At 63.6% G+C, this 21,808-nt stretch carries 22 protein-coding genes; 8 read left to right on the forward strand and 14 right to left on the reverse strand.

Annotated features, from left to right (window positions below; all coding sequences use genetic code 11):
• The first annotated feature begins 177 nt into the window (after nt 1-177).
• A complete protein-coding gene (locus tag EOD29_RS13015) occupies nt 178-936 on the forward strand; it encodes a heme ABC transporter permease (RefSeq protein WP_067000549.1) in 759 nt (252 codons plus the stop codon).
• A 236-nt stretch (nt 937-1,172) separates the two neighbouring features.
• Here the strand turns inward: EOD29_RS13015 and EOD29_RS13020 are convergent, their stop codons facing one another.
• Nucleotides 1,173-2,231: a D-TA family PLP-dependent enzyme gene (locus tag EOD29_RS13020; protein ID WP_127246905.1), complete on the reverse strand. Its 1,059-nt coding sequence runs from the start codon at nt 2,229-2,231 to the stop codon at nt 1,173-1,175.
• Between the two features lie 206 nt (nt 2,232-2,437).
• On the opposite strand from EOD29_RS13020, the gene EOD29_RS13025 reads away from it, so the two are divergent.
• Nucleotides 2,438-3,124, forward strand: a complete 687-nt coding sequence (locus EOD29_RS13025; protein ID WP_067329872.1) for a D-lyxose/D-mannose family sugar isomerase — start codon at nt 2,438-2,440, stop codon at nt 3,122-3,124.
• A gap of 9 nt (nt 3,125-3,133) precedes the next feature.
• Here the strand turns inward: EOD29_RS13025 and EOD29_RS13030 are convergent, their stop codons facing one another.
• From EOD29_RS13030 to EOD29_RS13060, 7 genes are read right to left on the reverse strand one after another with little or no spacing between them, the layout of a single operon-like run.
• Nucleotides 3,134-3,487 (reverse strand): hypothetical protein, encoded by a 354-nt coding sequence (locus tag EOD29_RS13030; RefSeq protein ID WP_127246906.1) that lies wholly within the window; start codon nt 3,485-3,487, stop codon nt 3,134-3,136.
• A 15-nt stretch (nt 3,488-3,502) separates the two neighbouring features.
• Nucleotides 3,503-4,366 carry an RDD family protein gene (locus tag EOD29_RS13035; protein ID WP_067329877.1) on the reverse strand — a complete coding sequence of 288 codons (864 nt, stop codon included), beginning with the start codon at nt 4,364-4,366 and terminating at the stop codon, nt 3,503-3,505.
• Nucleotides 4,353-5,369, reverse strand: coding sequence for a stage II sporulation protein M (locus EOD29_RS13040; RefSeq protein ID WP_127246907.1), 1,017 nt, complete (start codon nt 5,367-5,369; stop codon nt 4,353-4,355). Before EOD29_RS13040 ends, EOD29_RS13035 begins: the two co-directional genes overlap by 14 nt.
• A complete protein-coding gene (locus EOD29_RS13045) occupies nt 5,366-6,670 on the reverse strand; it encodes a DUF58 domain-containing protein (RefSeq protein WP_127246908.1) in 1,305 nt (434 codons plus the stop codon). The genes EOD29_RS13040 and EOD29_RS13045 overlap by 4 nt, the downstream gene beginning before the upstream one ends.
• Entirely contained in the window at nt 6,667-7,623 is a 957-nt protein-coding gene (locus tag EOD29_RS13050; RefSeq protein WP_067000979.1) for a MoxR family ATPase, read from the reverse strand. Before EOD29_RS13050 ends, EOD29_RS13045 begins: the two co-directional genes overlap by 4 nt.
• A complete protein-coding gene (locus EOD29_RS13055; protein WP_127246909.1) occupies nt 7,610-8,824 on the reverse strand; it encodes a DUF4350 domain-containing protein in 1,215 nt (404 codons plus the stop codon). The genes EOD29_RS13050 and EOD29_RS13055 overlap by 14 nt, the downstream gene beginning before the upstream one ends.
• Complete coding sequence (locus EOD29_RS13060) at nt 8,821-9,453, reverse strand: DUF4129 domain-containing protein (RefSeq protein ID WP_127246910.1); 633 nt, start codon at nt 9,451-9,453, stop codon at nt 8,821-8,823. Before EOD29_RS13060 ends, EOD29_RS13055 begins: the two co-directional genes overlap by 4 nt.
• Before the next feature lie 143 nt (nt 9,454-9,596).
• On the opposite strand from EOD29_RS13060, the gene EOD29_RS13065 reads away from it, so the two are divergent.
• Nucleotides 9,597-10,373, forward strand: a complete 777-nt coding sequence (locus EOD29_RS13065) for a hypothetical protein (RefSeq protein WP_127246911.1) — start codon at nt 9,597-9,599, stop codon at nt 10,371-10,373.
• A gap of 255 nt (nt 10,374-10,628) precedes the next feature.
• The gene (locus EOD29_RS13070; protein ID WP_127246912.1) at nt 10,629-11,411 is read left to right on the forward strand and encodes a hypothetical protein; all 783 of its coding nucleotides are present in this window, start codon (nt 10,629-10,631) and stop codon (nt 11,409-11,411) included.
• A gap of 45 nt (nt 11,412-11,456) precedes the next feature.
• On the opposite strand, the gene EOD29_RS13075 is transcribed toward EOD29_RS13070, so the two are convergent.
• From EOD29_RS13075 to EOD29_RS13090, 4 genes are all read right to left on the reverse strand, one after another.
• On the reverse strand, nt 11,457-11,657 hold the full coding sequence (locus tag EOD29_RS13075; protein ID WP_348630423.1) for a hypothetical protein: 201 nt from the start codon (nt 11,655-11,657) through the stop codon (nt 11,457-11,459).
• Between the two features lie 43 nt (nt 11,658-11,700).
• The gene (locus tag EOD29_RS13080; RefSeq protein WP_127246913.1) at nt 11,701-13,338 is read right to left on the reverse strand and encodes an ABC transporter substrate-binding protein; all 1,638 of its coding nucleotides are present in this window, start codon (nt 13,336-13,338) and stop codon (nt 11,701-11,703) included.
• 273 nt (nt 13,339-13,611) lie between these two features.
• Complete coding sequence (locus tag EOD29_RS13085) at nt 13,612-14,289, reverse strand: isochorismatase family protein (protein ID WP_127246914.1); 678 nt, start codon at nt 14,287-14,289, stop codon at nt 13,612-13,614.
• 322 nt (nt 14,290-14,611) lie between these two features.
• A complete protein-coding gene (locus EOD29_RS13090) occupies nt 14,612-15,907 on the reverse strand; it encodes a Xaa-Pro peptidase family protein (protein ID WP_127246915.1) in 1,296 nt (431 codons plus the stop codon).
• A 198-nt stretch (nt 15,908-16,105) separates the two neighbouring features.
• Here EOD29_RS13090 and EOD29_RS13095 point away from each other — a divergent pair, with 198 nt between their 5' ends.
• On the forward strand, nt 16,106-16,453 hold the full coding sequence (locus EOD29_RS13095; protein WP_067329908.1) for a hypothetical protein: 348 nt from the start codon (nt 16,106-16,108) through the stop codon (nt 16,451-16,453).
• Between the two features lie 2 nt (nt 16,454-16,455).
• On the opposite strand, the gene EOD29_RS13100 is transcribed toward EOD29_RS13095, so the two are convergent.
• Nucleotides 16,456-17,352 (reverse strand): GlxA family transcriptional regulator, encoded by an 897-nt coding sequence (locus tag EOD29_RS13100; RefSeq protein WP_245475342.1) that lies wholly within the window; start codon nt 17,350-17,352, stop codon nt 16,456-16,458.
• 191 nt (nt 17,353-17,543) lie between these two features.
• On the opposite strand from EOD29_RS13100, the gene EOD29_RS13105 reads away from it, so the two are divergent.
• A complete protein-coding gene (locus EOD29_RS13105) occupies nt 17,544-18,041 on the forward strand; it encodes a GAF domain-containing protein (protein ID WP_127246916.1) in 498 nt (165 codons plus the stop codon).
• A gap of 122 nt (nt 18,042-18,163) precedes the next feature.
• Nucleotides 18,164-19,597 carry an aldehyde dehydrogenase family protein gene (locus tag EOD29_RS13110; protein WP_127246917.1) on the forward strand — a complete coding sequence of 478 codons (1,434 nt, stop codon included), beginning with the start codon at nt 18,164-18,166 and terminating at the stop codon, nt 19,595-19,597.
• A gap of 109 nt (nt 19,598-19,706) precedes the next feature.
• On the opposite strand, the gene EOD29_RS13115 is transcribed toward EOD29_RS13110, so the two are convergent.
• Nucleotides 19,707-19,940, reverse strand: coding sequence for a hypothetical protein (locus EOD29_RS13115; protein ID WP_127246918.1), 234 nt, complete (start codon nt 19,938-19,940; stop codon nt 19,707-19,709).
• A gap of 1,375 nt (nt 19,941-21,315) precedes the next feature.
• On the opposite strand from EOD29_RS13115, the gene EOD29_RS13120 reads away from it, so the two are divergent.
• Nucleotides 21,316-21,780: a hypothetical protein gene (locus tag EOD29_RS13120; RefSeq protein ID WP_067329922.1), complete on the forward strand. Its 465-nt coding sequence runs from the start codon at nt 21,316-21,318 to the stop codon at nt 21,778-21,780.
• Nucleotides 21,781-21,808: the final 28 nt, after the last annotated feature.

The raw sequence follows: 21,808 nt of genomic DNA on the forward strand, positions 1-21,808 counted from the left end.
GGTGTCGCCGCAGGCGACAGATGAAGGTGTTCCAGGAAGATCAGCGTCTCACTCCGTCGCGCACCCTATCCGTCTCGGCGCTCGCGCGCCGATCCACCTTCTCTCACAAGGGGAGAAGGAGAGAGTGCGACAACCGTCCGATTGCCCCTGATGCATCGCCGGTCTATTTAGATCGGCATGAGCGACACCACCTCACGCCTCGCCGGCTGGATCGATCTCGCCAACCCGACGCGCTTCGTCGGGCTGGCCGACAAGGTTATTCCGTGGCTCGCGGCGACCGCGGCGATACTGCTCGGCGTCGGCCTCTATATGAGCTTCACCGCGCCGGAGGATTTCCAGCAGGGCATCACGGTGCGCATCATGTACATCCACGTGCCTTTCGCCTGGCTTGCGATGATGTGCTACACCATCATGGCGATCTCGGCGCTCGGCACGCTGGTCTGGCGCCACCCGCTGGCCGACGTGGCGCTGAAGGCAGCGGCTCCGATCGGCGCCACCTTCACCGCGCTCGCGCTGATCACCGGCTCGATCTGGGGCAAGCCGATGTGGGGCACCTGGTGGGTGTGGGACGCTCGGCTGACCTCGGTCTTCGTGCTTTTCCTCATGTATCTTGGGATTATCGCGCTGACCCGCGCACTGGACGACGCCGGCCGCGCCGCCTGGGCCGCCGCCATCATCACGCTGGTCGGCTTCATCAACATCCCGATCATCAAATTCTCGGTCGATTGGTGGAACACGCTGCACCAGCCGGCCTCGGTCTTCCGCCTCGGCGGCCCGACCATCGACCCTTCGATGCTGTGGCCGCTCGCCGTGATGGCGCTTGGCTTCACCGTGCTGTTCTTCGCGCTGCACCTGATGGCGATCCGCACGGAGATTTTCAGGCGCCGCGTGATCGCGATGCGCAGGGTTGCGGCGCGGCAGGCGGAACGGCAGTAGATTTTCGGACCAATAGCGGTCTGTCGCGTTCCTTCTCGCCCCCCTCTGTCCTGCCGGACATCTCCCCCACAAGGATGGTGCGATTGCTTTCGGCAACTTTCAGCGTTTGGAGGAGGGCGCGACGCCCGAGCCGCCAATCTCCCCCCAAAGTGGGGGGGAGATGTCCGGCAGGACACGGGGGGCGCTGTCCCGCCAGCCTAGACGAACTTAAAACATCTGCGTGCGTCTCAGGATCCTCAAGCCATCTTCCCCCGCGCCGCCACTGGCAGCGTTTCCAGCACCTTGTCGCCGTCGATCAGATGCACCTGGTCGAACAAATTCGTCACCACGCAGCAATGATCGGGAACCACGCGCACGCGCTCGCCAATGCGCAGGGCGCCGCCGTCTGAAAGCGTGACGTTGCCGTGCTCCTCGCTCAGTCCAGTCACTCGCGCGCCGGGCACGCCGAGCAGCTCGCCGAAATCCGGCAGTCCTAGCGTATCGGAGGACAAAGCCTTGCTGCCGCTGTCGAGGATGGCGCGGGAGGGCGTCGGGTGGCTGACCACGGTGGCCAGCACCGTCAGCGCGCAATCGTCGAGCGTGCCGACGCCTTTGGCGACCTGGTAGCGGTCGAGATAGATGTAGGTGCCGGGCCGGTATTCGGTGACGACGCTGTCCTCGCCCGAGCGCCACATGTCCGGCGTGCCTCCGCTGGAGATGCGCCGGCATTCGAACCCGGCCGCCGCAAGCGTCTCGCGCGCGTTCCGCAGCCACGCCTCGGCTTCGGCGGCGCGGCCCGCCGCCGGATAAGTCATCAGCCCGCCGAAGGTTAGTCCTCTGGCCTGGTCGATCACTTTCGCCAGTGCAACCGCTTCGGCCGGGCTCTGCACGCCGCAGCGGCCCATGCCGGTGTCGCATTCGACCAGCACCGGCAGCGGGTGGCCGGTATCGGTGAAGGTCGCGGCTAGCCCTGACAGCGTTTCGTGGCTGTCCGCCGTGACCGACAGCGTGACGCGGCCATGCAGTGCCTTCAGCCGCTCCAGCTTGGCGCGGCCGAGAATGTTGTAGGGCAAGAAAATGTCCTCAAGCCCGGCATCGGCCATCACCTCGGCCTCGCCGATCTTCTGGCAGGTTATGCCGACCGCGCCAGCCGCGACCTGCTTCTTCGCCCAGTAGGGCAGCTTGTGCGTCTTGATATGCGGGCGGAGCTTCAGCCCGTGGCGGTCGGCATGCGCCTGCGCCTTTGCGATGTTGGCTTCGGCGCGGGCCGCGTCGATCAGGATCGCCGGCGTGTCGAGATCGTCTATGCTTGCCATGAAGATCACCGTTCAAAAGCATGTCTCCCGAAAGTGGGAACCGGTTTCGGGATAAAGACATGCGCAATCAAAACCCGTTGGGGTTATGGGCTTGATCGGGCCGGATGTCACGGGGCCAGAGCCGTCAGTTTGCGTCGACAGCGGACCGGCATTGCGATATTCGGGTTGGCAGATTTCAGCAGGCAGCGGCCGGAAGGAAAACGACCATGAAGCGCTCCAAAATCAACGACATCATCCGCGAAGCCGACGCCTTCATCCGCTCGTTCGGCTACATCATGCCGCCCTTCGCCTACTGGTCGCCGGAAGAGATGAAGGCGCACAAGGCGGACTCTTCGGCCATTTTCAGCTCGCGTCTCGGCTGGGACATCACCGACTACGGCCAGGAGAAGTTCGATGAGCTTGGTCTCTTCCTTTTTACCGTCCGCAACGGCCGCTACGCGGACATGAAGCTCGGCATGGGCATGCTCTACGCCGAGAAGATCATGATCTCGCGCAAGGACCAGCTGTCGCCCATGCACCGCCACAACATCAAGGCCGAGGACATCATCAACCGCGGCGGCGGCAAGCTGGTGCTGGAACTGTTCATGCACGACCGCGACGGCGGCATCGACCCGAAGGCCGAAGTGTCGGTGCCGGTCGACGGCACCATCACCAGATTGCCCGCCGGCGGGCTCCTGAAGCTCGACCCGGGCCAGAGCGTGACGCTGCTGCCGGGCGTCTGGCACGCCTTCTGGGCCGAGGGCAAGGACGTGCTGATCGGCGAGGTCTCGACCGTCAATGACGACCTCACCGACAACGTCTTCCGCGATCCGATCGGCCGCTTCTCCAACATCGAGGAGGATGTGGCGCCGGTTCACCTTCTGGTGTCGGATTATGAAAAATGGGTGGGGTAGGGCGAGGGCCTAGTCGTCCCAATTTCGCTGCTGAAAGAAGGTCCAGATACTGATAGTGCTGTCGTCCCGGTCGCTCGTGCTGTGCAGCGTGAGGACAATATCCACGGTGGGCGGCGCTTTGATCATGGCTGTGATCACGCGCGTCCCGTCGTCGGGTACGATGCCTATGCCCCATTTCATTTCCCAATTTCCTCCGGCCTGCTGCAGTCGGGGAGTGGAATCTTCGAACTGCTCCCTCATCGACGCATCGTTTGGAAACGGTTCATCGGTGAGTTTTGCAAAAACCTCCCACGACCCGGCAACTGCTGCCTGAATGGCGCTTTCTATTCTGGCGCTCTCGGCTTGGCTGATTGTTTCAGACATACTGAGAGTTCCAATCTACCGCGCGTACTTGTCCGCCTTCCGATTGCCCAGCAGCAGCTTGCGCTCCAGGTGCGCGCGCAGCTCGCCGTAATAGGCGGTGAGGAATGCCCGTGAATCGACCGGCTCGACCCTGGCGCCGATCTTGCGGCCTATCGTTTCCGCCACCGCTTTCATCGCGAAATAGTCGTCGCGGCGCAGCACTTCCTCCAGCTTGTGCAGCTCGGCGATGCCATAGGCGTCGAGCTGCGCGGCGCTGAACTGGAAGCGGGTCGCGACCGGATCCTTGCGCAGCGACAGATCCTCGAGCAGCGCCACCTTCGGCGCCTCGACCACCCAGGTTCCGGCGAGCAGGTCGCCAATCCGCAGCCGGTCGCGGTTGAAGAGCGGGAATAAGGAGAACAGCAGCGCCCACACCAGGCCGAAGATGGTCGACAGCGTGTCGGCGACGCCGGCGCTGCCGCGCGCCGCCAGGATCGACAGCGGCAGGAACACCTCGATCTCGCGCATCAGGTTGCGCGCGATGACCTGGTCGAGGCTGAGGCCGGCGCCGCTGCGCGAAGCGACGCGGACGCCGACCATCCGCTTGCCGGGCGTCGCCGCCCGCCGGCCCGCCTCGAAGGCGATGAAATAGACGTTGCGCAGCAGGAAGATGAAAATGATCCAGACGATGAAGAGCGGTTCGGCGTCCTTCACGCCGAGCCCGCCCAGGCCGAAGATCGCGACAAGGCTGACCGCGACGGCGGCGACGACGATGATCACCACATCGAGCAGGAATCCCGAAGCCCGCGTCCCGGCATCCGCCAGCTTGACGCGCAGGTCCACGCCCTCCGGCGTGACCAGCGGGCGCACCAGCGCGGCGGGATTCCTAGCCGTTGCCATGCCGCACCATCCGGAACAGGTAAAAATAAGAAATCCAGAGCGCCAGCATGCCGCCGCCGATCGAATAGCGGGCGATATCGCTTGTGATCGTCTGCCGGCCGATGCCTTCGAGCAGGCCGGCAAACAGCAACATCACGACGACGCCGACCATCGCGGTCGCCGCCACGCGGCCCGCTCGTGAGGCCGCGGCCATGCGCGTCAGCTCGCCGGGAAAGGCGATGCTGGTGCCGATGCGCATGCCGGCCGCGCCCGCGATGGCGATGGCAAAAAGCTCCGTCGTGCCGTGGATCGACAGCCAGCCGCCGAGCTCGAAACCGAGCCCCTTGGCGGCATAGATCTGGAAGATGGCGCCGAGCATGCAGCCATTCATCAGGATGATCAGCACGCTGGGCACCGCGAAGGCGAAGCCGAGCGCGAAGGCCAGGATCGACACCTGCGTGTTGTGGGTGAAGAGATAAGCTGCGAAGCCCGAGAGAAAGTGGTCGCCGCCGCCATAGAGCACGCTGCGCAGCATCTCGGCCGACGAATCCGGATTGCGCCCGCCGGCGAGGCTCGGCGCGATGATGGCGTCGTACCAGCGCTTGTCGGAGGCGACCAGCCAGTATCCGGCAGCGGCACCGATCACCGTCAGGGCGACCGATGCCCACATCTCGCGCCACAAGTCGCGGATCGCCGCCGGCCAGTCGTGCAGGAAGAAGTCGCCGATGCGCGTTCTCAAGGATCGCCGCACGCCATAGAGGTAAAAATAGCCGCGCAGGCAGAGCGCTTCGAGATAGGCGACGAGCGCGCTGTCGAGCGAAGTGGCACGTGCCACCGAAAGCGAGGACAGCGCCGAGCGGTAGAGCAGGGGCAGCGACAGCAGCTCCTCTTCCGACAGGGCGCGCGGCGCGCGCTTCTCGACGCGGGCAAGCAGCGCCTCGAACGCCTTCCAGTCGGCCTCGCGCTCCTGGCGGAAGCTTGCCAGCGACTGGCGGACGGCATCGGTGCCGGCGGGCAGCGTCATAAGAGGTTTTCCTCCTTGAGCTGGATATAGCGCTCGACCAGCGCCGGGCCGAGCCGCTGGTGGTCGGCCTCGATGACATGCGCGCCGAGCAGCCTGAGCCTGCCGATCACCACCTGCCGCTGTCTGAGCAGGTCGCCGGCGGTGACCGCGCGGGCCACGTCCTCCGGGGCGGTAGGAACCATATCGGCCAAGGTCTCCAGCTCGACATCCTTCATCAGCATGAACAGCACCAAATGCCGCTCGGTCAGCCGCCCGACGGTGCGCAGCATCAACTCGGCGCTGATCGGGTCGACGAAATCGGTGAACACGATGACCAGCGAGCGCCGGTCGAGCTTCGCGGCGAGCGTCGTCAGCGCCAGGGTGAAATTGGTCTCCTCGGGCGAATAGTCGATCTCGGCGGCGCGCTTCTGGATCATGGTGAAGCTTGGCGAGCCGCGCACGGCACCGCTGGAAACGCGTGGCCTGGCGTCGAAAGAAAACAGGCTGACGAGGTCGCCGCCCTTGAGCGCAATGAAGGCGGACAACAGCGCCGCCGTCACGGCACGGTCGACTTTCGGCACGCCCTCGACCGGCTCGCACATCAGCCGCCCGCTATCGATGGCCAAGACGATGTTGTTGTTCTCTTCGATGCGGAATTCGCGGGCAAGCAATTTGCCGTGGCGGGCGCTGCGCTTCCAGTCGATCATGCGCCGGCCCATTCCGGGCTGGTAGTCCTTGAGCGCCTCGAACTCGCGGCCCTGGCCGGCGCGCTTCTGGGCATGCCCGTCGGCAAGAGCGGAACGCTGCAGCAGCGTGATCGCCTCGTCGCGCGCGCGGCTGACATCGGGCAGCACCGCTATCTTGCGGTCCACCGGCAGCACGGCCTGGTTCCAGACCAATCCGAACGGCCCTTGCCAGCGCAGCCATAGCCGATCGAAGCTGGCGATGCCGCGCCGAACGGCGTCGAATTCGAGATCGAGCGTGCCGCCATTCGCCGGCAGCGTGCCGCCCGTGCCGTTGACCGGCGCCAGCCGCTGGTCATGCCCGACGCGCGCCTGCAGCCACCGCGTTCGCGCCCCGAGACCGGCCGCGATGTGCAGCGTGAAACGTCCGCCGACGCCGACCTGCGGCGGCGCGGTGAGCGTCGCGCTGAGCGACGCGCGTCCGCGCCCGGCCGCCGCATCGACCGCCAGGAAGGCAAGCAATGCGCAAATCCAGAGCAACCCGAGATACCAGACATGCGGCAGCGCGAGCGCGATCAGGAAGGCGGGAATCGCTCCCGCCGCCGCCGCCCATACCGCTCTGCCGCTCGGATAGATCAACGCGGCGCTTCCGTCTGGTCGACGAGGTCGGACACGATCTGCTCGACCAGCCGTCCATCGATCTGCGCCGCCGGCGAGAGGATGACGCGGTGGCGCAGCGCCGGCACGGCTAAAGCCTTGACGTCGTCGGGGATGACATAGTTGCGGCCGTCGAGCGCGGCCCGGGCTCGCGCCGCGCGCGCCAGCATGGCGCCGGCACGCGGGCTTGCGCCGACCTCCAGATCCGGGCTTTCGCGCGTGCCGCGCACGAGGGCCGCGATGTAGCCGACGACGTCGTCGACCAGCGTGACGGCGCCCACTGTGGCAAGCGCCGCCTCCAGCGTCTTGCGGTCGGTCTGCGCCTTAATGCCGTATTGCTCGATATTGTGCGAGGCGGAGCCGCCGCCGTGGTGGATGATGATGGCACGTTCTTCCTGCGCGTCCGGATAGCTGACCCGGTGCTTGAACAGGAAGCGGTCGAGCTGGGCCTCGGGAAGCGGATAGACGCCTTGATGCTCGATCGGGTTCTGCGTCGCCACCACCATGAAGTTCTTGCCGAGCGAATGGGTCGTGCCGTCGAATGTGACAGCGTGCTCCTGCATGGCTTCGAGCAGTGCAGCCTGCGTCTTCGGCGGCGTTCGGTTGATCTCGTCGGCAAGCAGCAGATCGCAGAAGATCGGGCCGCGCGTCAGCGTGAACTGGCCGGTCTGGAAATTGTAGATGTTGGCGCCGACGATGTCGCCGGGCATCAGGTCGGGCGTGAACTGGATGCGCCCATAGGCGACGCCGAGCGCCTGCGCGAAGCAGCGCGCGGTCATGGTCTTTGCGGTACCGGGCGGACCTTCGAGCAATATATGCCCGCCGGCGAACAGCGCCGTCAGCATCAGATCGACCGTGTCGCGCTGCCCGGTGATCGCTTTAGCCACTTCTTCCCTGATCGCGCTCGCCAGGGCTTTCACTTCATCGACGTTCACCGAGCCTCCTTGCCGTCCAGTCATGCAGCTCTTCCGCTGCTTCATGCATTGCGGCCAATGTGTTGGAACCGTTCGCAGCCTTGAACCGCACGGTGAAGCCGTTCGCTTCATTTTTGTCGCGGGAATCCAGCCAGCGGTCCAGCGCTTCACCCTGCAGCCTGTGCGGCGCGCCAAGCAGCGCGGCGGCGCGCTGGCGCATCAGCGCGGCATAGCGGTCGCCGAGTTCCTGCAGCCGTCCTGCCCGCTTCAGGAGCATTGCCGTGGTGTCGACCAGCGCCTGCTTGCCGAAGGCGATGGCGCGACCCTCGGTGCGCGGCGGCCCGAAGCGGCCGAGCCCGTGCAGGAAGGCGAGGGCAGCCGCCACCAGCACCGACAGCGTCAGCGCCAGGAAGGGCGGTTCGACCAGGAGCTTGCCGAGATCGTAGTTCTGGCCGATGCCGTGAAGCGTCAGGTCGAACATGACCGCGCCCTTGGCGGGCTCCAGCATGGCGATCATGTCGAGCGCCGCTGCCGCCTTTTGCGGATCCTTCAGCGCCGCGTTGTTGATGAGATCGGGATCGGTGAGGATGTAGAAGGGTTCGCTGTCGAGTTCGGTGAGAACAGCCTTGCCGTCACCCGCCGCAATCAGCGGATGATTGTCGGCTACCCATTGCAACTCCTCGGGCACGGCGATCTTGCGCCCCTCTACATCGATCCGATCGACCGATGGCTTGCCGTCGCCGAGCTTGGCCTTGGCGAGGCGACCGAGCCAGTCGTTGACCGCCGTTGCGGGCAGCCTCTCGACTTTCGTCTCCCAGCCCTCCTGGCCCGGCTGCGGAAAGGTGACCCATTTGGGCAGCACGAAAAGCGTGTGCTTGCCCAAGCGGAGCTTGATGAGGCGCTGAAGCGCCGCCGGGTCGCTGTTGGGCGCGATGGTGACGATCAGCAGGAAGGTGGATGCCAGGGGAGATTGCAGATCCTTCTCGCCGCGCGCCATGGGTGGCGCCTGCCCGTTGGTGAGCTTCAGCCATTCCACGAGCCCGGCATAGCCGGTGCCGCCCTTGGAGAGCGGTGTTGCGCCGCCCTCGGGCTGACGAAAGTCGGGAGCGTAGGTCGAGAGCAGGAAGAATCCGGCAGCCGCGAGCAGGCTGGCGAAGATGCCCCAGAACAGCGTCCTGCGGCTGAACGGTTCTTGTGCTGCCTCCGTCGCCTCCGCGCTCATGCCCAGGCATCCCGGAAGGCAAAGCGCTCATAGGCGCCGCGCGCCTGCTGCCAGCCCTCCGCGCCGACCGGCCGGCGAGCAAACAAGGCAGCCTCGACGATGCGCGCGATCTCACTGAAGGCAGCGCGGGGGCGGGACGGGATGGAACCTGCGGCGGCGATGTCGCGCGCGGTCAGCGACGGGCGCAGGAAGTCGGGCAGGCGGCTGGCGATGTCGGCAACGCTGCGGCGCAAGAGAAGATGCACCGCCTCGTCATAGTCGCCGCGCGCGGCGAGCGCATCGGCTTCGGAGAGCAGGATCTGAGCCGCGCCGGCATCCGGGCGCCATTCCTCCTTCGTCTCGTCCTCCTTGCCGGGGCGCCGCCATGGCAGCCGCCAGGCGATGCCCTTCGCCTCGAGCACGAGCAGGAACACGATGATTGCGACGCCGATGATCACCGCGCCCCAGAACAGATAGATCATGTAAGGGCCTAGCTTTGCCAGGGCTTCCAGAAAAGGCTTCAGCCATTCCGGCGGTTCCGGCCGCACCAGCCCCGGCAGGTCAAACTGGATCGAATCGTCAGCCAGCAGCTGCTTGTGCATCTTGGCCAGCCATTCGGCGTCCGCTGTGGCCGGCTGTGCCGCTGTCACCAACTCGCTCCCCTGCTACCCACGGGTTCGACACTGGCAATACGGCAGGACAATTGCAAGTGATTGGACGCGTCTCGTCAATACTGGCAGATTTGCTTTGGGGCGATAGGCTGGCGCAGAGCGGCCAAGCAGGGGAGGGCGTCATGACTTCAGCCGCGTTGGTATGGCCGGAGAGTTTTCAGATCGGCCGAGTGTTCAACAACACTTTCTCCGTGATCGGTCGTAACATTGTACTCTGCGTTGGTCTTGCGGCGCTGTTTTCAGGACTACCGCAACTGGTCACCCAGCTCGTGCGTCTAAATCCCCATCCTGGAAATCCGGCGAATTTCGCCGCGGCTATCACGAACCACAAGCTCGGCTTCATCGTTGGAATTGCGGTCATTGTAATACTCTATCTCGTTCTTGCGGTTCTGTTGCAGTCGAGCCTCGTCCGGGTGGCGATCGAGGACATGAACGGCAAGAAGCCGACTTTCGGCGATCCCATCGCAACAGCGATCCGCTTCCTGTTGCCCACGGTCGCCATAGGTCTGCTTGTAGCGCTCGGCGTTGGCGCGGCCTCGATTGCCTTGCTGGTGCCTGGGATTATCCTCGGGCTCGGCTGGTCGGTGGCAATACCGGTGCTCATTCAGGAGCGCTTGGGCGTTTTCGGCTCGATGTCGCGCAGCCGCGCCCTGACCAAAGGCAGCCGCTGGGCTCTGTTTGGCCTTTTCGTGATCCTGGTCATCATGGGGCTCGTGATTCAATCCATAACCGGAGTGGTCGTTTATCTATTCCATGGCATCGTCGCCGCCGTCGTGGCCGCCATGGTCCAGAGCATCGGCTCGATGGTGGGTTCCGTCGCAGCCGCCGTCAGCTATGTCGAACTGCGCCAGGTCAAGGAAGGCACCGGCGTCGATGAACTGGCGGAGATATTCTCGTAGTCTGGGATGCTGGCGAGGCCGGCCGAAGTGCTGGTGAGCGGCAGCCCCCGCTGAGAGCCTGCCTGTCCTGCAAAATCGCCTTCCTAGCCTCAAATCAGAGCGCGACCGTGAGCTTTTGCTGCAGTCGGCGGTTCTGGCTGACACCGGGAATACCCGAAACAATTGCAAGTCCACTGGACGGGGCCCCGCCGTTCTTGGCAGATTTACTTTGAAGTTGCCGAATTGGATTCGGCAGCGGCTCGGGGGAAAGCTATCATGACCACTGCGACATTGGGACGACCAGGCAGATTCGAAATCGGCAGGGTGTTTAACAGCACTTTTGCCGTCATCACGCGCAACATAGGACTCTGCGTCGGGCTTGGGCTTTTGTTTGCCGGCCTGCCGACGCTGCTCATCAGGTTATGGACCCAACCGCAGATGGAAGCGGTGATGAATGGCGATCCGAGTGCCATGGCGGATCCGAACGCGGTGCTGCGCAACTCCTATCTCAGCATCCTCGCGGGATTGATTTCCTTCGTCTTCACGCTGCTGCTCCAGTCGTCGCTGGTGCGGGCAACAATCGAGGATCTGAACGGAAGGCGGCCATCGTTCGGCGACAGCGTGCAGATTGCCATCCGCTTCCTGTTGCCGACGCTTGCGATCGGCCTGCTCGTCGGCATCGGCTCTGCGCTTGCTATGATCGCGCTGATCGTTCCCGGCATCATCCTGTGGCTCGGCTGGTCGATGTCGGTTCCCGTTCTCATCCAGGAGCGGCTGGGCGTATTCGGCTCGATGTCGCGCAGCCGAGCGCTGACCAAAGGCAATCGCTGGTCGCTGTTCGGCCTCTTCCTCGTCCTGGTCATCATCGCGATGGTCATCCAGTGGGGGATCCTGGTGGTGCTGCTCCTCTTCGGCGGGATCCTCGCCGAACTGGGAGCCGCCGTGGTGCAGGCCGTCGTCTCGATGGTGCTCTCCGTCGCCACCGCGGTCAGCTATGTCGAACTGCGCCAAGTCAAGGAAGGCACCAGCGTCGACGAATTGGCGAAAATCTTCTCTTAGCAACGGCCGGGCCGCCTTCAACTTTGAGGGCGGCCGCCCGCTGTCTCAGCGACAACAGCAGTGGTCTGCCCGCACGCTCGTGCGGCAGAGGCATGACGAAGTGATCGGCACGTCCGCCTTGGTCAGCGCCAAAGCAAGTTTCGCCTGCAAGCCCGGCAGCTCCTCGCTCTCGCGGCGCCGCTTCAGGCATTCGACCAGCCCGTGCTGCGCCCAGACATTGTCCGGATGCTGGGCGCAGCGCTGCACGGCGCCGCTCAGGCCCAGATCGTCGCGATCGGTCCGGGAGGAATCAGGACTCCAGCCAAACCGTCTCGAAATGCTGCTCGAGCGCCTGGTGCTGCTCGCAGCCATGCACGCCCTTGCGGTAGGTGCGGTAGACCGAGCGCCAGTAGGGCTGGATGATGATGCCGGAGTCGCGCAAATTCTGCTCGATCTTGGCCATGATCTCCTTGCGCTGGGCGGCGTCCGGCGTCGCAAGTGCTTTATCGAGAAGCTCGTCGAACTCCTTGTTCGAATAAGCGCTTTCGTTCCAGGCCGCGCCTGATTTATAGGCCAGCGCCAGCACCTGGACGCCGAGCGGACGGCCGAGCCATTCGGTGCAGGAGTAGGGGAACTTGCTCCAGTCGTTCCAGAAGGTGGCGGCCGGCAGCACGGTGCGCTTGATCTTGAGGCCGGCCTCGCGGATCTGGGCGGCGATCGCGTCGGCGGTGCTCTTTTGCCATTCGATGTCGACCGAGATCAGCTCGTATTCGTGCTCGGCCTTGCCGGATTCGGCCAACAGCTTCTTCGCTGCGTCGACATCGCGCTTGGCCGGGCCGATATCGGCGAATTCGGGATGCATCGGTCCGACATGGTGGTTATCGGCGGGCTTGCCCCTGCCGTCGAGGCCGAGCTTCAGCACGGCCGCATTGTCGACGGCAAGCTGGGCGGCACGGCGCACCTTGACGTCGTCATAGGGCGCGTTGCCGACATTGAAGCGCGCGACGATGGTCGAGCCGGTCGCGATCTCGGAATTTTCGAGCCCCATCTGCTCGGTCTGCGACACGGCGTCCGAGGCGGTCTCGTGGTCGGTGTCGATCTCGCCGGATTCGAAAGCCGACAGCATGGCGTTGGGATCGGAGCCGTAGTCGACCCACTTGATGCCGTCGAGATAGAACTCGCCCTTCCACCACTTGTCCTTGCGCTTCACCTCCGCACCGGTCTCGGCGTCCCAACTCACCAACTCGCACGGGCCGGTGGTGATGGCCAAAGCCTTCTTCGGATCGGCATCGCCTTCATAGGAGCGGTGCATGATCAGCGCCGGATAGTCGGCCATGCCGGCGATCAGCGAGATGTCGGGCTTTGGCAGGTTGAGCTTGACGGTGTAGTCGTCGACTTTCTGGATGCCGCCGTCGACCGGCTTCTTGGTGTCGGCGTTGACCAGCGCGCCCATGCGCGCAGCGACCGAATTGCCGGCGACCGAGGCATCGCACCAGCGGTTGAGGTTGTGGATCACGTCGTCGGCGTTGAAAGTGTCGCCGTTCGACCAGGTGATGCCTTTGCGCACGTGAAGGGTGATCGTCTTGGCATCGTCGCTGGTCTCCCAGTTTTCGAGCAGCCAAGGCTCGAAGGTGAAGTCGGTTTTCCAGCGCACCAGATATTCGTTGCAGTGACGCGCCACATTCGACATCTCGACGCCGTCGAAAGTGCGCGGATCCTTGAAGCCTTTCACGTTCATGGCGACGCGCAGGACCCCGCCCCGCTTCGGCTCCTCGGCGCGGGCAGGCAAGGGGGCAAGCCCACCCAACGCCAGCGCGCCGGCGGCGCTGACGCCCAAGCCGGCCATAAGCGCCAGATACTCGCGCCGGCTGATCGCGCCCTTCTTGAAATCCTCCGCGGTCGGCTTTGCCCGCGGGTGCAGTTTTCTGTCGGTCAGCATGAATTTCATTGTCGTTCCCTCTATTGTTGGTCCAGGTCGCCCGCGCGGCGGCTTTTGGCGGCGACGACCTGCACGAAACCCGGTGGGCGGCCCCGATTGCCGTCAGGCGCGGAGGTGGATACGGCCGCCGGGCGCCGTTGCCTGCGAGGGGATCATAGGTCCGCTTTCCGCGGCGAAATGTTTGGTTTTCCGCAATTCTTGTGCGCTGTTCCGCAGGCTAAAGTTGGCTGACGCGCATAATTGCTGCGCCTTGCCGGGCGGCTGGGTCTCCGGTCTTCGCGGTCAGAGCTCTGCGTAAAGTCGCGCCGCATTCTCGAAGGTGAAGCGCAGCGGCACCGATCCCTCGACCTGCCACACGCTCACCGTGTCGCCTGCCATCAGCCGGCAAGCGTCGAGCGTGTTGGTCACGGCGCCGCCATAGAGGCGGTTGGCGAGGTTGAGGATGCCGGTCTGGTGCATGGCGCTGCTGCCGCTGCCGCAGGCATCCTTGACCAGGAGCACGCGAAAACCGTGCGCCACCGCGTCCTTCACTGTGGCGTCGATGCAGGCTTCGGTCCACACGCCGGCAATCACCAGCCATTCGATGCCGGCTGCTTCGAGCTTGTCGCCAAAATCGTTCTTGCCGAAGACGCTGGCTTCCTGCTTGACCAGAGTGGCTTCGCCGTTTTGCGGCGCCACTTCATGGCAGATCGCCGTCAGCGGATCGTCCTTGTCGGAGAAGGCCGACTTGCCGCTCTCGTCGAGCGGATGGAACGGCCGCGCCTCGGCGAGGTCGACGATATAGGCCCAATGATAGAGCGGCACGAAATTGCGCCGCGCCGCCTCCTGCAGGCGTTCGACGTTGGCGAGGATGTCGGCAAAGCCCTCGACCAGATAGCGTTTGTCCTTGCGATGCTCCTCCTGGAGATCGATGAACACCGCGGCTACCGTGCCGCGCCGGATGGAAATGGGGGATTTCATGCGGATGCTCTCAAAGGGGGGCGGCGGCGCGTCGGAATGTGCCGCAGCGTATCAGCTTCGTCATTCCAGCGCGAAGCAGCCGCGAAGCGGCGTCGCGAAGACCCTGGAATCCATTCCGTTACCTTAACCGAAGAGTGCGGCCCAACAGAATTCTGCACCGTTGCGGCGCTCGGACGTAACGGAATGGATCCTAGGGTCTGCGCCGAGTCGCTTCGCACCTTGCTTCGCCCGAGGATGACGACGACATGAGTGCGGCGGCCAATCTCGAACGCCTGCGACAATGTATGGGCGGCGCCAACAGAGCGTATCGGCATCAAACCGCTCATTCCAGAAACTCATCCTCATAAGGAAACCGCGAAAGCAGCTCGGTCCCCGTTTCGGTAATAAGAATCTCGTCCTCCAGCTTGACGCCCTCGCGGCCGCCTTTCTCGCCGATATAGCTTTCGACGCTCACCACCATGCCCGGCACGATCATGCCGTCGCGGCCGTACGTCTCGTAATCCATCGCGTGGGCGATGAAGGGCGTCTCGCCATGCATGCCGACGCCGTGCATGACCGAGGTGTAGCGCTGGTCGACGAAGCGATCCGGGATTTTCCAGGCCCTCTCGGCGATCTCGCGGAAGGCCATGCCGGGTTTCACGATGGAAATGTTGTGCTGCACCTGGTCGTGCGCCATGCGGTAGAGCGATTTCTGGTAGGGCGTCGGCTTGCCCGGGCCGCAGCGGAAGGTGCGCGAGAAGTCGGAATAATAGCCGTAGCAGCCGATGGTGTCGGTATCGAGCGCGACCAGCTCGCCCGGCCTGATCTTGCGGCCGCTCGCCTCGTTGAACCACGGATTGGTGCGCTGTCCTGAAGTCAGCAGCCGGGTCTCGATGAACTCGCCGCCCTGGCGGATCACCTCGTGATACATAATGGCGAAGAGCTCGTTTTCGGAAACGCCGGGCTTGATCGCCTCGCGCACGGCGGCCACCGCGGCTTCGGCTCCGGCCATGGAAGCCTGCAGGCATCTCACCTCCTCCGGCGTTTTCACCGCGCGCACGGCAAGAATCTCGCCCTGGCAGTCCTTCACCTCGCAGCCGCGCTTTTCCAGGGCGAGCGCCTGCAGATGGCTGCAGCGGTCGAGGCCGAGCTTCATCGAGCCGCCGCCATGCTTCTTGAGCAACTCGGTGATCTCGTCGGCGAACGGACCCGCCGTCTCGTCGTCGCGGCCGGAGACGGAGGACCAGACGAGCTTGGAAGGACGCGCCTCGTCGATCGTGTCGAGCACCATCGAGACATGGTAGCTCTGCGGATATTCGAACAGCACGATCGGCCCTTCGGTCGGGATGAAGAAGTAGCGGGTCGAATTGCGCAGGAAATAGCCGAACATGTTGCGCGAGCCGGTGGCGTAGCGCTGGTTATAGGGGTCGAACAGCACCACGCCGCCATAGCCCGCCTCGCGCATCCAGGCGCGCAGTTTGGCGAGGCGCCCCTTGCGCAGTGCGTCCGCATCGATGAAGGAGGGCTCGGTGTCGGAGAGCCACATGCCGCCGGCGGGATCGGCCGCGGCCGGATGGCGCATGCGGTCCTTGAAGTCCACATCCTCGGTGCTGTCTGGATCGAAAACGACGATGCTCATGGGTGCCTGGCCTTGAGTAGGTTGTAAATGCCGACCATTGCGCAGGAGGGGAGAAGGTATTGTGCGGAAAGCCGCTCGTGCTGTGCCGGATGCCGCTGGCCGTGTGGAACTGCAACCGCTAAAATTCTGCTCGATGCCTCATCAGCTTTGAGACTTTGTGGTAAAGTCGCTGAATAATCTGGTATTGCGGACCACACCGTGGATTATCGAATAGCGCTTGGCCCCTTATACATCCTGCTTTTTTTCAGCTTCTGCCTTCTGGCCTATATTCAGCCGATTCTGCATTGGCTGGCCGACGATTTTGGCAACACAACCATGCTCGCATGTCTGGCGGCATATTTCGGTATTATCGTCGGATTGGTTTGGGCTATCAACAAAATCAACAAAGCATTCCCGACATTGGACCTTCCGCCTTCTTCCAATCGCCAAGGGGTGATCTGGGATGTCGCGGCGACCTATGAAGAGGCAAGGCCCAACGTCGCCGCCGAGAAATCGCCGCCTGTCAAAGTCCGGTCGGAAACTGGCAAACCGGACGTTGAACTCTGATCCTACCGCCGCCGCATCGCCTTCGGCGCCTGCCCATGCTCCTCCTTGAAAGCCCGCGCGAAACTCGACATCGAAGCAAAACCGCAGGCCAGCGCAACATCGCGCACCATCAGCGTCGAATGCGCCAGCAGATCGGCGGCGCGCTTCAGCCTGAGCCGCCGGTAATAGCCGTTCGGCGAGATATCCAGCTCGGCGCGGAAATTGCGCTCGAGCTTGTCGGGCGAGACCCCAAGCCGCTCAGCCAGCTCCGCCATGCCGAGCCGTTCCTCGACCGCGTCCTCCATGATGGCGATCGCCGACAGCACCAGCTCGTTCTGCACCCCGGTGCGCAGGCGCAGCGGCATCAGCTTGCGGTCGACGCTCGACCGCAGGGGAGAGTGCACGAACCATTCCGCGACACCCGCGGCAAGCTCGGCGCCGTAGTCGCGCGTGATGATCTCCAGCATCATGTCGAGGCTGCCGACGCCGCCGGCCGAGGTAAAACGCTTGCGGTCGATGACGAAGAGATCGCGCCTGAGCTCGATGTCGGGAAACGCCTCGGTGAAAGCGGCCTGGCTGGTCCAGTGCAAGGTGCAGGCATGGCCGTCGAGCAGGCCGGCGCGGGCGAGGAAGAACGCCGCATCCGCCACGGCGCCGATATGCGCGCCACCGCGCAGGCTTTTGCGGATCCAGCTCATCGCCTCGTCGGCCACGACATGGTCGGCATCGCCGCCTGAGCAGACGACGATGCGATCGACCTTCGGTGCATTGGCGGCCGAGAAGCCGGGCTGGATGACGACGCCGTTGGAGGCTTCGACCGTGCCCTCGTTCGCGCCGACGATCACCCATCGGTAGCAGTCGCGCTTCGCAAGAATGTTGGCGCCGCGCAGCGGCTCGATGACAGAAGAAAACGCCATCATCGGAAAGCCGGGAAAGACCAGCACCGCGAAGGTGAGCGGGGTCTCGCGTGCCTCCGGCTGCGCGCGGTCGCGTTTTCGGTTGGCGAGAATGGCGCTCACGACTTGTGTATTTCCCGCGCGCAGCATTGGTGGCAGATAAGGCCAAACTGTAGCGGGCGCTTCAGCGCCCTAGCAACGGAGAAACGACCAGGATGTTCGCGGCAACGGCCATCGACACGAGCAACAAGCCGGCCTTCTACGGTGAGCTGGCCAGGCAATTGAAAGCACTGCTGGAAGGCGAGCGCGACTCGATCGCCAACGCCGCCAACACCTCGGCGCTCATCTACCAGATGGTGCCCGACCTCAACTGGGCGGGTTTCTATTTCCTTCAATCCGACGAAGAGCTGGTGCTCGGCCCCTTCCAGGGCAAGCCGGCCTGCGTGCGCATAGCGGTCGGCAAGGGCGTCTGCGGCACGGCGGTCGATCTCGATATGTCGATGCTGATCAAGGAAGTGCACGATTTTCCCGGCCACATCGCCTGCGATGCCGACTCGCGCTCGGAGCTGGTCGTGCTCTTGCGCGACGACGAAGGCATCTTCGGCGTGCTCGATCTCGACAGCCCGCTGCCAGGCCGCTTCGACAAGGAAGACCAGGCCGGCATCGAGAAGCTTGCCGCGATCTATGTGGCCGCCAGTTCGTTTGAGGACTGAACTCTTAGCGGACTGCGGTACGGCTCCGCCGCTGGCTCAACGGCCCTGTCTTGCGTTGCCATACGCACGTCGTTATCTCTGGCGGAATATGACGCTCGCCAAGCGCGCCGAAGGAAGAAGATATGTCGCACAATCTGCAGTTCTATATCGAAGGCGTGTGGGTCGATCCGGTGGTGCCGAACAATTTCGACGTCATCGATCCGTCGAACGAAGACGCCTTCGCGCAGATCTCGCTGGGCACCAAGGCCGATGTCGACAAGGCGGTCGCTGCCGCCAGGCGCGCCTTCGCCACTTTCGGCTTCAGTGAAGTCGAGGAGCGCCTCGACATCCTCAACCGCGTCATCGAGGTCTACAAGAAGCGCAGCAAGGACCTTGCGCTCGCCGTCTCGCGCGAGATGGGCGCGCCGCGCCAGATGGCGCTGGACAGCCAGGTCGGCGCCGGCCAGGCGCATCTGGAGAAGATGGCCGAGGTGCTGAAGACCTTCCAGTTTCGCCATGTCAAAGGCTCCTCGCTGATCGTCAAGGAGCCGATCGGCGTCGTCGGCCTGATCACGCCCTGGAACTGGCCGCTCAACCAGATCACCTGCAAGGTCGGCCCGGCGCTCGCCGCCGGCTGCACCATGGTGCTGAAGCCGTCGGAGATCGCGCCGCTCGACGCCATCATCTTCGCAGAGATCATGGACGAGGCCGGTGTGCCGAAGGGCGTCTTCAACCTGGTCAACGGCGATGGCCCAACTGTCGGGCAGGCTTTGGCCAGCCATCCGGATGTCGACATGATGTCCTTCACCGGCTCGACGCGGGCCGGCATCCTCGTCGCCAAGGCGGCCGCCGACACGGTGAAGCGTGTGCATCAGGAGCTCGGCGGTAAATCCGCCAACATCCTGTTCCCCGACGTCGATCTGCAAAGGGCGGTGACCAAGGGCGTGGCCGGCTGCTTTGGCAATAGCGGCCAGTCCTGCAACGCGCCGACCCGCATGTTCGTGCCGCGCGACCGGCATGACGAGGCCGCCGGCTATGCCAGGACGGCGGCGGAGAAACTCACCGTCGGGCCGGCCGATGCGCCGGGAACGAAGCTCGGCCCGGTGGTAAGCCAGCTGCAGTTCGACAAGATTCAAGACCTGATCCAGAGCGGCATCGACGAAGGCGCGACCCTGATCGCTGGCGGCCCCGGCCGTCCGACCGAGCTCAACCGCGGCTACTATGTCCGCCCGACCGTCTTCGCCAACGTGACGCACGACATGCGCATCGCGCGCGAAGAAATCTTCGGGCCGGTGCTGTCGATCATGCCTTACGACACGGTCGAGCAGGCGATCGAGCTGGCCAACGACACCGTCTTCGGCCTCGCCTCCTACATCCAGGCCAAGGACATCGAGAAGGCGCGCCAGGCCGCGGCCCGCATGCGCTCCGGCAACGTCTATATCAACTATCCGACGTGGGACGCCGGCCTGCCCTTCGGCGGCTACAAGCAGTCCGGCAACGGCCGCGAATATGCCGAATACGGTCTCGAGGATTTTCTGGAGATCAAGGGCATCGCGGGATACGCGGCGGCGGAGTAGGCGGAGCAGAGGCCGGCGCAGGCGGATAGAGAAAGGGCGCGATCTCGGCTTCGCCATTTGCCATGAGCCGCTTGCCGCGACAGCCGATCAGCTCTTCCTCGCCGCCTTCTTACCCGCGTCTTGCCTCGATGATGCCCACCATGGCGCGGGTGAATTCGACCACGCTGTTTGCCGTGATGGCAGCATTGTCGGGGCTCTGGCCGATTTGCTCGGCTGCTCCGCAGCACGTGCGGCGGATGAGGTCGTAATGAGCAAGTCTTTCATCGTCCGGCAACGCCGCCAGGTTCAAGGCTCGACGGTGAAGCATGCGCAACAGCTGCGCCAGCGCTGTTTCGACGCTCATGCGTTTGGCTCCGCATCGGTCGAACGTCTCGGCACATAAAGTGCCGGATCGTCGATCAGGGGGCGGTTCTCGTCCCCGATCCGGCAAGGCTGCGCCTTAGTCGTTAATACATCGTTGATCGCTAATATGATCGGCGAAGCCTTTGGGCGGATTCCCGGATGCCATCGGATGCGGCGGAGGCAGATCATCCCCGCGCGGTACGGCTAACGTTCTCGGCATTTCAAAATCTAACGATCGGCAAAATGCACCAGTAAGGATGCTTGGTAAGGGTTGATTCAACCCTTGCTGGTATGTAAAAGGTGGCGGCTCCGGCCAGGGGTAGGGTTGCCTGAAAGCCGGAGCCGCCTGCGCGGCCGATGGGTAGTGTCCGCGCTGTCCCAGAATAGGACAGCGCGGTCTACGATTCGTTAATTCGCTAATATATCGTCCTATAGGCGAAGCCCGCGGACAGCGATACCGGCAAACGACATATCCCAAGCAATTGAATTCTCACACGAAGTTCTAGCTGCAAATCTGGATTCGAACCAGGACCGGCGGAGTTAAGAGTCCGCTGGTCTACCCGTTCCTATCACCAGCAAACGCTGCCGGCTCCCAGATAAGATCCACCATGTCTCTGGCCTTCTTTCGCGGGGCGATGGGATCGAATGGGGATGGCGATGCCCGGGTCGACAGACCAGCCCGGCCGTCGATGGTCCTGATGATAGTTGCATCGATGCACTTCGTCGCCAAATGCTCAAGCCCTTTGCCATGGTTAACGAGTCATGGGCCGGCGGGACCTTCATAAGGACTTTGCTAATATTAGAAAGAAGACAAGCCGTTCAGCGGAACAAGCCTCGCTGAACGCAGTTCGGTGCGACGTGGCGTCGGCTATTGCCGTCGCATTGGGAGACAGCAGCGCAAGCGAACCCGACAGGAAGCCAAGCCTTCGCAAGGCCTCTCGCGAGCTGCCAAGAAATGAGTGGAACATCACCCCTAGGTGCGCAATGACTACCTCCAAACACATTTCAACGTTCGACCTCGATCAGTTGCGAGAAGCCTTCAAGCAATTGACTCGCGAGCAAGGCATCACAGCCGAAGAACGGGACGTATACGCCCAGCTTTTCCTGAAGCAGACCTGCGCCCCAGTTTTTCCGCTCGGGCCTGAACGGCGGCCGATTCAGGCTTGGAGTTAGCTTGGCGGCTGGTGTGCCGCATCGACGGTTGCGGGTCCACGGCAGCTTCCCGCAAAGTCCGGCGACACACTTGCGCCAAGCCAGGCTTGTCCGTCGAGATCATGGCCCGAACGCCGCTGCAGCTCTGCGATGGATCACCAGATGGTGGGCCGGGGGGCCCCAACTGATCTGGACGCCCTATGAAGCGGCGCTAAATCAAGCCGATGCGGGTTGCGTTCAGTATATTTACTTTTCTTTTTTGCACCGCCTCTCTTCAGGCCCAGGAGTGGCAGCCGTTTGGGGTCCGGCAACTGGGCTTCACATTCGATGTTCCGCCTGGTTTCGTCCTCACCCAGCATTCGGATCAGGGTGCTGCATTCCAAGGCGAACAAGACGCGTTTCTTGCCGTGTGGGGCGCCAGACTTGGAAGAGCCAGCTTTCGGGCCGAGATCGAGCATCGCATGCTGGAAGACGAAAAGGCCGGCTGGAAGTTGACGTACCGGCGCCTGACATCGACCTGGGCCAGCTATTCAGGGATCAACAACGGCGAGATCCGATATGTTCGCGCCATCAGGGTCTGTGATGACCGCGCCGCGCTTTTCACGATCAACTACAGCAGATCGGAGAAAACGCCTTATGATCGGATCATTGTGCGAATGGTAAGATCCTTAAGGGCCGAAGGCTGCTAGCCTTAGGCCCAGGGTGGGTTTCGATCTG

The sequence above is a fragment of the Mesorhizobium sp. M1A.T.Ca.IN.004.03.1.1 genome, from assembly GCF_003997555.1.
Taxonomy (GTDB): Bacteria; Pseudomonadota; Alphaproteobacteria; order Rhizobiales; family Rhizobiaceae; genus Mesorhizobium.